The sequence below is a fragment of the Hymenobacter sp. YC55 genome, assembly GCF_029433095.1.
In the GTDB taxonomy this organism is placed as follows: domain Bacteria; phylum Bacteroidota; class Bacteroidia; order Cytophagales; family Hymenobacteraceae; genus Hymenobacter.
Map to the genome: position 1 here is coordinate 1,234,487 of NZ_JARNTX010000001.1, position 11,969 is coordinate 1,246,455.

An 11,969-nucleotide genomic window follows, 5' to 3' on the forward strand; every position below is an offset into this window, starting at 1 on the left:
ACAGATAAGTGCTCTACTTAGCCTGCTCAATCTCAGTTACAGCCTTATCGATAATGGCTTGTTGAGCGGCGGATACAGGCTTGTCCTTGTCTTTCGTAATGCTCTGTAGCAGGCCAATTATGGGCTTATCGGCACCGCGCGACTTGTATTGAATGCCGATGGCCTTAATCCGGTCGACGCCTTCAGTGAAAGCGGCAGGATCTTGGAGGCGGGGCAGCATGGTTGCAATGTCTTCGAGCATCCCAAACTTGCCTTGGGGGCCAACAGCATCAAACTTATTACGGATATAAGCCCACTCGGCAGTGCCGCCAGCCGTGGCGTACACAGCTGATACGGCTTGCGTCAGCGAGGCATGTTCGTCTGTCTCAAAGGCCTTGGCTTTCGTTAAAGCCTGCGCCGGATCGGTGAGGGCTAAGGCTTGGAGAGCTGCACCTTGCACGCCGTAAGACTTGCTGTCGGCTAGCTGCTTGGCGAAGGTTTTGGCGTCTTTCTTGTCTTTCAGCTTGGCCAAAGCAACAAGAGCATTGCCTAGCACAGCAGTTTCTTTCTCGCTGCTAACCAGCTTGCGGATAGCAGGAGCGGCCGCCTTTGCCACGGCCTTGTCTTCTAGGTCGAGGCGCTCCAGCGTGAGCGTGCGTAAGTTGGCAAACTTGTCGCGCAGGCCGCTAATGAGCAGCGTGCGGGCAGCCGTGTTGGTTTTCTGCTCTTTGGCAGCGGCCAACAGGGCCTCACGGCGGTCCAGATACAGGGGCGCGTGGGCGTACTGATACGCGTATTCAGCTATAGTTTTGTTTTCAGTGGGCTGCCAAACCAGCGTCTTCTCAGCGTCTACGTTCACCAAGTCGGGCTTGCTGTCGAGCGGCATGAGGAAGGTTTGGGTGGCTTCGGTCATGGTTACGCGCTGGCGCTGGGCTTTGCCCTTCACGTAGTAGTCGATGGCGAAAGGCAATTGGAATACGTCACCGGGCTGCGTTTGCTTTACCGTTACGGCCTGTACTTTTTTGGCCGCATCCCAAGAAGACTCAATCGTGACAACGGGGTGGCCGGCCCGGAAATACCACTGGTTGTAGAACCAGTTCAGATCCTGACCCGAAACGGCCTCCATGGCGAGGCGCATTTGGTGGGCTTCCCCGTTGCCGAGGGCATTGTCTTTGAGGTACTTCTGAAGGCCCGCGAAGAATACGTCGTCGCCGAGGTAGGTGCGCAGCATGTCCAGCACGGCACCGCCTTTCTGGTAGCTCACCAGGTCAAACATCTCTTCTTTGTCGCCGTAGTGGAAGCGCACCAGGTTTTTGGTGGCATCGGGGGGGCTAGAGAGGTAGTTGCGCAGGTTGCGGTAGTTGTGGGCGTCGGCGGCATCGGCCCCGTACTTGTGCTCGGCGTAGAGGCCTTCTGAGAAGTCGGCCATCGACTCGTTAACGGTCAAGTTGCTCCAGCTTTCAGCCGTCACGTAGTCGCCAAACCATTGGTGAAACAGCTCGTGGGCAATTACAGACTCGTTCTGATACTGGCGGTCGAGGAGTTCCCGGTCGGTCATTTGCACAAAGTCGCCGTGCAGCGTGGCCGTGGTGTTTTCCATGGCGCCGCTCACGTAGTCGCGCACCACAATTTGGGCGTACTTGTTCCAGGGGAATTCCACGCCCAAGCGGGTCGAGAAGAACTCCAGCATGTCGGGCGTGTTGCCGAAAATCTGCTTGGCGTAGGGGGCGTATTTTGGCTCCAGGTAGTAGCTTACTTCCTTGCCGCGCCACGTTTCCTTATAGATTTTGAAGTCGCCGACGGCCATCATAAACAGATAGGGCGCGTGCGGCATGTCCATCTTCCAGGTGTCGGTCCGTAGGCCGGCTTCCGCGGGCTTCTGGCTTACCAGCGCCCCGTTGCTGAGCGTCACGTACTTGGCCGGCACCGTCATGCTGATTTCCGAGGTGGTCTTCTGGTTGGGCCGGTCGATGGTAGGAAACCAAACCGAGGAAGCTTCCGTCTCGCCCTGCGTCCAGATCTGAACGGGCTTGCCTTTCTCGGTGCTGTCGGGATTGATGAAGTACAAGCCCTTGGCATCGGTAATAGCCGCGCTGCCCTGCGCTTTCAACTCGTCGGGCTTGGCCGTGTACTCGATGTAGATGGTGTAAGCAGTGCCCGGCGCCATGGATTTGCCGAGGTTGATGCGCAGGTTGCTTTGGTCGTAGTCGAACTTCAGTTTCTGCTGCTGCTCCCCGTTCATCAAGGCCACCGCCTTAATATCCATGCCTTTGGCATCGAGGCGCAACGAGTCGGTAGGGTAGGCGTGGGGCTTGAGCGTCACCCACTCTTTGCCGTAGAGGTAGCGCTTGGCGTAATCGAAGCGCACATCAAGCTTGGTGTGTACCAGGTCGTTGATTTTGGTGGCCGACGCCCGATAGGGGCCAACCGGCTCGGCCGGTGCCGCAGGCGCCTGGCCCTGTGTGTTGGCACTGGCCGCCAGAATCAGCAAGCTCAGTGCAGAAATGTGCTTCATGAAAGGAAAGTGAGTGAAGAAAGAGGATTCAGGCCCTAAAGATGTGGACTTCAGTCTGAAGTTGCCCGCTTTCTTAAAAGAAACAGCCTATACGGCCACATGCATCAGTCGCCGCCGCAACCACCGCAGCCAGAGCAGCCACTATCGCCACCGCAACCACTATCACCGCCACTGTCGCCGGCGCAGCCGCTGCTATCGGAGTCGGCGTGGCCGGCGCTATGGCTGTCGAAGGTGTCACTGTGTTCGTGCCAGCTGGAGTCGGCCCCGCCAGAGTCGCCTATGTCGGCGCTGGTATCGTAAGCCGGCTCCGGAATTTGGCGCAGTTCCCGTTCCAGCTGACGGCCTACTTCGGAAGTGAACGAAGGCAGCAGAAACACCACGCCCCCGAGCTGCTGGCTGAACTGGTGAGCATCGACGGCGTTGCTGGCGGCTCGGCTGGCAAAATCTTTATCGAGACGAGCTAACTCGCTTTCGGTGGCCTCCTGGAGTTGCTTGCCGCTCGAAGTGAAGTAGCGTGTGTTAGTCAGACGCCAAAACCAGTGTTGCGAAAACAGCTGTCCGGTGCGAGCATTTGCTTCGATAAGCTGGTAATACGCCCGCGCGCTCTGAGCTTTCTCGAAAATCATGCGCACGTATTGCTTGAACGGTATCCGCAGCTGATTATCGGCCCGGAAAGCGTCGAGTAGCAGTTTTTCGTGCGGCAAAGCTTGGTGGGTGGCTAGCTTGAGCCCACCTATCACGAACTGCTGCCACGTGATTGAGTCTTGCGCATGCGGCTGATATTGCTCGGTGCTGATGGCCAGTACCTGCTGGCGCAGCAAATCGAGAAACGTGACGCGCAGCAGTCGGCGCAAACTAGGGTCGTGGTACTTTTGGAGCAGCAACAGCAGCTCGGCGGGGGAGTGCGGGGGTAGGCTGGTAATCATGTTTTGCGACGGAAACGAAGTTTGGGTAGCAGCCAAAAAGCACTCAGGTTCACTCGGCGGAAGTTTACATCTCGAAATCGGGTTTCATTGTCGGGCCAGATATCGGCGGGTGGCGCGGCACCAAATACCTCCTGGTATAGCGTCTTGGTCTGGCCGTACCAGTCGTTGAATTTACTGCGCTCGGCGTCGCCGCCGCGGGTGGGGCCGTGGTGAATAGGGCGTTCGAGCACCTGCTCACAGAACTCCAGCCAGTAGGAGCGGGTGTAAAGCAGGTGCAGGTGCCAGACCTGATCCACCTGGTCGGAGGGGGTGAGCGGGTGCTCGGTCAGGCACAGCAGAAACATAAATTTCTTGTACTCCAGTACCGCTCGCAGAGCATATTCCAGAGGCCAACCATTTTCGCGCGCCAGCCGGTCGGTAAAGGAAAACGCCGCAGTTGGATCATCCAGCTCGAAGCGCCGGATGCGGTTCCACAGGTCGGGTTGCCGGATGGGCATCATGCGGGAAGTGGTAGCGGCTATGCGTTGCTAAAGTTAGTGTTTTCTGAATATACAAAGGCCTAGTGCTAGCTCCACAATACCCTTTCTGCACCTCTGGCGTAGGTATTTCTATTGTCCATCTAACCTTTAACCGAATGAATCAGCCTATTTCTCGTAAGCAGCATGGCTTCTCCGACCTTTCCTATGTTCCGATGGCACTTGCCCTGCCCAAACTCGCTGGCTTCGAAGACGAAGAAAAAGCCGTTGCGGTAACCCGCTTCCTGGCCGGCAACGTCGCAACTGTAGGTCTGTTCACCCGCGCCGAGTGGGGAGCAGTTAAAAAAATACCGTTCAAAGCCCACTTGCTGCTCGATATAGGTGCAGGCGTCATAGCCGCCGCTTCGCCTTGGCTGTTTGGCTTCGCCGACAACAAAAAAGCTCGTAACGGGCTCTTGCTGCTCGGTGCCGTAAATATTATGGCGGGTGCTCTGTCGCGGCCCGAAGAAATGCCCGAGGGTACCTACTAGTCAGAACTCAGGTTATATAAGTAGAACAGCCTTGCAGCAACTTCCATCTAGAAGTTGCTGCAAGGCTGTTTTGCGTCTTAAGAATAAACATTTAAAAGCTAGAGCTACAAGCTAGCTCCCTTTCTAGATGCGGGGAGTCAACTTGTAGCTCTAATCTAGAATCTGAAGGAGCAACTTCGTTAACTATGATTACGCTTCTTCTTTCAACGACTGCATGTCGATGACGTGGCGGTAGCGCACTTCCTTGTCCATCAGGTCGTCAAAGGCTTTGTTAATTTCCTGCATGGAAATCATTTGGACCTCGGGCAGAATTTTGTGCTTGGCGCAGAAATCTAGGACTTCCTGCGTTTCGGCAATGCCACCGATGATGGAGCCGGCGACCGAGCGGCGGTACATGGCCATATCCATGTTGTTAAGCGGCTTTTTGTACTCGCCCAGCAAGCCTACGGCTACTACGGTGCCGTCGAGGTCGAGCAAGCTAACGTAGTCGCTGATGTCGTAGGCGTCGGGGATGGTGTTGAGGATGAAGTCGAACGAAGCTTCGTGCTGCTTCATGGCGGCAGAGTCGGTGGAAATCAGCACCTCGTGGGCGCCCATGGCTTGGGCATCGGCTTGCTTGTCTTTGGACGTGGTGATTACCGTCACATTAGCACCCAGGGCTTTGGCCAGCTTCACGGCCATGTGGCCTAACCCACCGAGGCCCACTATGCCTACCCGGTCACCTTCCTTCACGTTCCAGTGCTTCATAGGCGAATAGGTAGTAACGCCGGCGCACAGAATAGGCGCTACAGCGCTGGTATTGAGCCCTTCGGGAATACGCAGTACAAAAGACTCCTTCACGGTAATGTTGGTGGAGTATCCGCCAAACGTGTTAGCGCCGCTACCGTCGGGCTTCATGGGGCCATTGTAGGTGGCCGTCCAGCTTACCGGACCTTGGCAGTAGTTTTCCTGGCCTTGCTGGCAAGGCTTGCACTGGCCGCACGAGTCTATCATGCAGCCCACGCCCACGATGTCGCCCACCTTGAACTTGGTGACGGTGCTGCCAACCTCGATGACTTGGCCCACAATTTCATGACCAGGCACGCACGGATACACCGTGTTTTTCCAGTCGTTTTTCACCTGATGCAAATCGGAGTGGCAGACCCCGCAGTAGAGAATGTCGATGTGCACTTCGTCGGCCTGGGGTGGGTGCCGCTCGATTTCCATGCGCTTGAGGCCGTTGAAAATCGAATTAGTAGCGCCGTAAGCGGGCGTCTTGATGGTGGTAATGGTGCTAGAAGTTTCGGCAGTGCTGGTTTCCATAGGTAGAAAGATTGGTTTTGGAGGTGGAAAAGGACGTGGCATCCCGGCCAGCCGAAGCTGCCGGAGTATGAGGGAGTTACGGCCGTGTTTAGTGCGTAGTTGGTTGAATTCCTTGAATAGCTAAATCTTGTTAGCCTGTGGTTGAACTTGGCGGCACCGACCTTTTCCGGAGGTAGCTTTGTTGCTTTCCCGCCTATGGAAATCAGAGTGGGCGTAACAAGCACAGCAGCGTATGCAAACCAGAAGAATGGCGCCGGTAGCACAAGGGCTACTTTTACTAGCGAGTTTATTACCCTTGACTTCGGTGGCCCAAAGTAGCCGTTCAGTCACCGCCTCACCCGCACTCCCCGTGCCTCCTGGTACCGTACGTGCCGCCGAAAACCTGTTTGTAGATCAAGCGGAAGTAGCTAACATCCACTGGCTGGAATACCTGCACTTCATCCGCCGCGACTCGGCGCTAACGTTCTACAACAGCCAACTCCCCGATTCCACTACCTGGCAGCCTGCCCCGACACCCAAACAAAAGGAAGCCCCCAAATCATATTTTCGTACGCCGGCCTACTTCTACTTTCCTGTTGTGGGTATCAGCTACGAGCAAGCGCTGGCCTATTGCCGCTGGCGCAGTATCATGGTCAACCGTGGCTATTTCCAGAGTGCTGAGTTTCGCAAGCAGCATCCCGAATTGCGCGATTATCAAGTAACAGTGGAGTACCGATTGCCCACGGAAATGGAATGGCAGCTAGGCGCCGCCGGTGGCCTGCCGTCGGGTCCGCGCCCATTTGAGGTGATACAAACCAAACCCGTTCGCAAGGCCAAAGGCCAAAAGCTAGGGGCGGCCAAAAGCTTAGTGGCTTGCCTCGATGCACAGCAACTGCCGCATCCCGCCACTGAGGTAGCCTATGAACTGCCGTTCAACCTGAAGGAGAACTATTATTTGGCCGGCAGCAACCAACTCTTTACCTGTGTGCCTTCCACAGCGAAATTTCCCTTGCAACTCACCACAAGCGGCCCACTTAATGGCTTTGGAGTGCAACATATCATTGGCAACGTAGCCGAAATGACGGCCACCAAGGGCGTGGCCAAAGGCGGTTCTTTTAAGACTTCCGCGCAGGAACTGAAACTAGAGTCACGCCAAGTATATCAGGGGCCGCAAAGTTGGCTGGGTTTCCGGTGCGTAGCCACGGTGAAGGTACAGAGAAAGTCATCTGGAGCGCAATAGCGCTTTTTAAAGCACGATGATGTGCAAAGGCGCTTTCACGCGTCTCGACGTTAAGCGAGTCTACCAGCCCTTGTAGGTTCGGTGAAGACACCAGAGGGGTTTCGCGTATCTTTAGATAGTAGTCATTGTCACGGCGCGGCTGTCCCGTTTCACGCCCGGTGTCTAAAAAAGCACCTGGTTTTGATAAGCCATGATTACTTGCTCAACAAGACCGGGCGCCTTCTTTTTGGAGAGAATAGTAGCAACAGAATGGCTATCTACAGTACCTTCTTGGTAGGTTATGGGCTACTCTATCAACACTTTGCTCCGTAACAAGCCGGCATCCGTCTGTACTTCCAGCGAATACAGGCCCTTAAGCTGTTGGCTTAGGTCAAGACGTTGATCGGCAGGCAAGGCCGAGGCATGATACACTGTGCGGCCCAGTGTATCAAACACGCGTACGTTGTTGACGCGGCCCGCCGCGGTGGGCAATTGTAATGTGAAAGAGCCTGACGCGCTAGGATTAGGGAATACTTCCAGTTGAAGGGCTGATGTGTTAGCAGCGCGGTTGGCTAAAGGATTACCTACGTAGCGTCCTATGCCTTCGTACTCATACCATGTAGTGGGAGCAGCAAATGAAGCGCGAAGATGCCAGCCAGCATCAGGCGCAGTGAATTGTATAGTTTGATAGCTGTTGGTGCTTTCTAGTATTGTCCACGTCTGGCCGTCGTCGTACGTAACCGCTGAGCCCTTGTCACTCGCAATTCCAATCCAGTGTTCAGCGCCTGCTATGTAAGCGCGAGTGCCTGGTATAGGTGTCAATGGTCCTAGTCGGAACGGGGGGGCAGTGGCATTCTGCCAAGTCAGGCCCCCGTCGGTGCTACTCAACATACCGCCTTGTGGAGTAGGGAGTAGTGCGTGCTGAGCATCCCGAAATACCACTCCACTTGGTGCGACCGGTATCGATTGACTACGCCACGTCAGGCCGCGGTCAGTGCTAGCCCAGAATGCAACAGGCTGTACTTGCACATTGTAGACATTGGCCCAAAGTACGCCGCTTGCTTCTCGCATACTAAGCAAAAATTGGCCTGCTGACAACACGGGTGTTGTGCTTTGCAACTGCCAGCTTATCCCCCCGTCGGTCGTGCGATATAAGGCGCCCGATACCCGATCCAACACAACGCCCTCTGTTAGACTGAAGAAGTGTAGCATGCCTGTTGGGTTAGTTACAGCAGGTAATTTGCGTAGGACCCATGTGGCCCCGCCGTCGGCGGTGGAGTACAATTCCAAAGTGGAGTTAGCTGTGCTGGTACTAGTGCGGCTCATTATTGCCCAGGCGTGCTGGGCATCTACAGCTTCTAGGGTATTAGAAGTGTAACTAGCACCGGAGGGAAGTGCTAACCCGACGTTCTGCCAAGTTTGACCACCATCAATTGTGCGCGAAAATTGAGTAGTAGAAGGTGAATAGTTAGTAAACCAAGCAGTTTGTGAATCAATAGCATCGAGTTGAGCCCTTATCAGCGGGGAATTTATCGGCACGGGGTTACTGACAGCTTGCCACTGAGCGAAGGCTGGAAGGCTACTAAGAGCTAGTAGAAGGGGTAATAAGAATTTGCGCATGATGTAGAGGTAAGATGCCGAAGCGAAGAATTATTGTAAGCTGTGTCACTAATAACAAGGAGGACTAGTATCCTCATGACCAGTGGCTCGACTTAAGGGTTGCATCACTTTAGTATATCATTGGTGATAGGGGAATTCATGACGCAATACCCAAGTGCTTCAATGAATGAATTGATATTCTAGGTGAGCAGAACTGATGTGGTTCTCTACTAGTGGCTTTGTTCACTAGCCTAACTTCTGCACACCTCAACCGACTTTTTCTCCTGTTATCTTTGTTGATTCCTTGCTGCCCATAGCAGCGCCATCATCACTTCAGCGAGAATCAACGAATTGAAAGTCTGTATTGCCGAAAAGCCGAGCGTTGCCCGTGAAATCGCCACCGTATTGGGGGCCAACCGCCGCATGGATGGCTACTACGAGGGCAACGGCTACCAGGTCACCTGGACGTTCGGCCACTTCTGCCAGCTCCGGGAGCCCGAGGACTACCGCACCGAATGGAAGCGCTGGAGCATCCACGACCTGCCCATGCTGCCCGAAACCTTCGGCATCAAGCTCATGCGCCGCGACGACGGCGTAGTGCGGCAGTTCACCGTTATCAAAAACCTGCTCGCTGATGCCGAGGAGGTGATAAACTGCGGCGACGCCGGGCAGGAGGGGGAGGTAATTCAGCGGTGGGTGCTGATGGAAGCCAAGTACCGCAAGCCCTTCAAGCGCCTCTGGATTTCCTCGCTCACCGAAGAAGCTATCCGCCAGGGCTTTGCCAACCTGCGCGACGGAGCCGAGTTCGACAAGCTTTATCAAGCCGGCAAGAGCCGCGCCGTCGGCGACTGGCTGCTCGGGCTGAACGCCACGCGCTTGTTTACGCTCAAGTACGCCGCCGGCCAGCGGCAGGTGCTCAGCCTCGGCCGCGTGCAAACGCCCACGCTGGCGCTGCTAGTAGACCGGTACCACGAAATCCAAAATTTCAAGCCGGAGCCGTATTGGGTGTTGCGCACCGAATACCGCGGCACCATGTTCAGCCACGTTGCGCCTCCCAAGAAAGGCAAGGCCGACGACGATGAACCTGATGAAAAGGCCCGCCTGAAAGCGCGCGGCTACTTCGTTAGCCAAGAAGAAGCCGATGCTGCCATGGCTGCCGTGAAGGACGTGCCCCTGACCGTAACGGGCGTCGAAATCAAAAAAGGGTACGAAACGCCTCCTTCGTTGTTTGACCTGACTTCCTTGCAGGTGCAGTGCAACAACCAGTTGGGACTTTCGGCCGAGGACACGCTCAAGACGGTGCAGAGCCTCTACGAGAAGAAAGTGGTGAGCTACCCGCGCGTAGACACCACCTTCCTGCCCGACGACCAGTACGGGAAAATCCCGGATATTCTGCGCGGCTTAGGTGGCTACGCGGGCCTCACGGCGCCGTTGTTGGCCACCAAAATCCGCAAGAGCACGAAGGTCTTCAACAACAATAAAGTCACCGACCACCACGCCATCATCCCGACGGGTGCCAGTGCCAACGGCCTCGGCGGCCACGAAAGCAGCGTTTACGACATCATCGTGCGCCGGTTTCTGGCCGCCTTCTACCCCGACTGCGAAGTCTCAAACACCACCGTAACGGCCGAGGCGGGCGGTTACCCGTTCCGCGTGCGGGGCCGCCAGATTCTGAACCCTGGCTGGCGCGTGGTGTACGGCGACCCGGAAAAGCAGCAGGCTCCCTCGGCGCCCAAAGCAGCGGGCGAAGGCGACGATGATGTCGTAAGCACCGTGCTGCCCACCTTCGTGAAAGACGAAAGCGGCCCCCACAAGCCCCGCCTCGACCAGAAAGTAACGCAGCCCCCGCGCGAGTATTCCGAGGCCATGCTGTTGCGCGGCATGGAAACCGCCGGCCGCAACGTGGACGACGATGAACTGCGGTTGGCCATGAAGGAGAACGGCATCGGGCGCCCGAGTACCCGCGCCGCCATCATCGAAACGCTGTTCAAGCGCGGCTACATCGTGCGCGACAAGAAGAAGATTTTGCCTACGGCCACTGGCGTTGAACTCATCGGTCTGATCCGCAACCCCACGCTCAAATCGGCGGAGTTGACGGGGCAATGGGAGCGGAAGCTGCGCCAGATAGAAGCCGGCAATCTTGATGCTGGCTTGTTTCTGGATGAGCTCAAGCAGCTGGTGCGCGAAATGGTGCAGGAAGTGAAGCAGGATGGTTCGGGCCGCGGCATCACCGTGAGCAAAACCGAGTTAGCCGACCTCACAGGCCAGAAAAAAGCTGCCGCCACCAAAGCTAATCCGCCTAAAGCGGCACCTACCCCTGCCGTTCCCGGCGCGCTCGGGCCATGTCCGGCCTGCGGCAACGGCCACGTGCTACGCGGTAAAACGGCTTTCGGCTGCTCCCGTTGGCGCGAAGGCTGCCAGTTCCGGCTACCCACCGAGTTTGAAGGCAAGAAGCTTACCGACAAACAGATGCAGCCGTTGCTAGCTAAGGGCCGCACACCGGTTATCAAAGGCTTCGTGGATGATGCCGGCCAGAAGTTCGACGCCGCCATTCGCCTCACCCCACAGCGCACCCTGGAACTGGTGCGCGCCGCCGAAAGCAAACCCACAACCTCTACCGACCCCGGCCAGATTCCATGCCCGGTGTGCCGCCTCGGTACTATGCTCAAAGGCAAAGCTGCCTACGGCTGCTCCCGTTTCCGCGAAGACTGCCAATTCCGGGTGCCGTTCGAGTGGGGTGGAAAAACTCTGAGCGACACGCAGATGAACCAGCTGCTGCGCAAAGGCAAGACCGGGGTCATTCGTGGCTTTGTGTCGGCTAAGTCGGGCCAGCGGTACGAGGCGGTGCTGCAAATCAACCCGGAAGGCCGCATTGAACCAGTATTCGGGCAGGGATAGAGGAAACTGTTTGCTTAAGTAGTATACTGCCTGCATGAATCAGTCTACCTTCTTCCCGCGTTTGGCTGCCTATTGTATGGGCTTGCCGGTGCTGCTAGTCATTTATTTGTCTTCACGGAGCATCATATCCATAGAGGTAATGTTTCCGCTGTTAGTGGTAACACTGTTTGCTAGCATTTGGGGGCAAGCACGAATTCGGAGCAGCTATCCTCAGGATTTCAGCCTACGTGTGGAGTGGATAGCGTTTGGCGTATTTACAGCGCTAGTAGTGACGTATAGCGTATACACGTTCATGTAACAGCTAACTCAGGGTCGGCTATGACTCCCCAACTTGGTAAAACGCTCGTCCTTCTCGGCCTTGCCGTTGCGGCCCTTGGCAGTTTCTTGTGGCTTGGAGGTGGCTCGTTGCTTAGCTGGTTCGGCCGGCTGCCAGGTGATATTCGCGTTGAGCGGCCCGGCTTCCGGCTGTATGCGCCCATCGTATCAATGCTGCTGATTAGTTTGCTGCTGAGTGGAATTATGTGGCTGGTGAGGCGGCTGAGCTAA

Annotated in this window: 9 protein-coding genes; 4 read left to right on the forward strand and 5 right to left on the reverse strand. The window is 56.1% G+C overall.

The genetic code is table 11. The annotated features are described in order from the left end of the window. Window positions 1-13: 13 nt before the first annotated feature. From P1X16_RS05360 to P1X16_RS05370, 3 genes are all read right to left on the reverse strand, one after another. Window positions 14-2,494, reverse strand: a complete 2,481-nt coding sequence (locus P1X16_RS05360; protein WP_277226827.1) for a M1 family metallopeptidase — start codon at window positions 2,492-2,494, stop codon at window positions 14-16. A 104-nt stretch (window positions 2,495-2,598) separates the two neighbouring features. Continuing rightward, window positions 2,599-3,456, reverse strand: a complete 858-nt coding sequence (locus tag P1X16_RS05365; RefSeq protein ID WP_277226828.1) for a hypothetical protein — start codon at window positions 3,454-3,456, stop codon at window positions 2,599-2,601. Next, window positions 3,417-3,920, reverse strand: a complete 504-nt coding sequence (locus P1X16_RS05370; protein ID WP_277226829.1) for a hypothetical protein — start codon at window positions 3,918-3,920, stop codon at window positions 3,417-3,419. Before P1X16_RS05370 ends, P1X16_RS05365 begins: the two co-directional genes overlap by 40 nt. Before the next feature lie 134 nt (window positions 3,921-4,054). Between P1X16_RS05370 and P1X16_RS05375 the strand changes: the two genes are divergently transcribed. After that, window positions 4,055-4,426 carry an SPW repeat protein gene (locus P1X16_RS05375; protein ID WP_277226830.1) on the forward strand — a complete coding sequence of 124 codons (372 nt, stop codon included), beginning with the start codon at window positions 4,055-4,057 and terminating at the stop codon, window positions 4,424-4,426. 189 nt (window positions 4,427-4,615) lie between these two features. Here the strand turns inward: P1X16_RS05375 and P1X16_RS05380 are convergent, their stop codons facing one another. Further along, window positions 4,616-5,728, reverse strand: coding sequence for an NAD(P)-dependent alcohol dehydrogenase (locus tag P1X16_RS05380; RefSeq protein ID WP_277226831.1), 1,113 nt, complete (start codon window positions 5,726-5,728; stop codon window positions 4,616-4,618). A gap of 349 nt (window positions 5,729-6,077) precedes the next feature. Between P1X16_RS05380 and P1X16_RS05385 the strand changes: the two genes are divergently transcribed. Then, a complete protein-coding gene (locus tag P1X16_RS05385; RefSeq protein ID WP_277226832.1) occupies window positions 6,078-6,947 on the forward strand; it encodes an SUMF1/EgtB/PvdO family nonheme iron enzyme in 870 nt (289 codons plus the stop codon). Window positions 6,948-7,232: 285 nt separating this feature from the next. On the opposite strand, the gene P1X16_RS05390 is transcribed toward P1X16_RS05385, so the two are convergent. Then, the gene (locus tag P1X16_RS05390; RefSeq protein ID WP_277226833.1) at window positions 7,233-8,138 is read right to left on the reverse strand and encodes a T9SS type A sorting domain-containing protein; all 906 of its coding nucleotides are present in this window, start codon (window positions 8,136-8,138) and stop codon (window positions 7,233-7,235) included. A 738-nt stretch (window positions 8,139-8,876) separates the two neighbouring features. On the opposite strand from P1X16_RS05390, the gene P1X16_RS05395 reads away from it, so the two are divergent. Beyond that, window positions 8,877-11,423 carry a type IA DNA topoisomerase gene (locus P1X16_RS05395; RefSeq protein ID WP_277226834.1) on the forward strand — a complete coding sequence of 849 codons (2,547 nt, stop codon included), beginning with the start codon at window positions 8,877-8,879 and terminating at the stop codon, window positions 11,421-11,423. Between the two features lie 318 nt (window positions 11,424-11,741). Then, window positions 11,742-11,969 carry a DUF2905 domain-containing protein gene (locus P1X16_RS05400; protein ID WP_277226835.1) on the forward strand — a complete coding sequence of 76 codons (228 nt, stop codon included), beginning with the start codon at window positions 11,742-11,744 and terminating at the stop codon, window positions 11,967-11,969.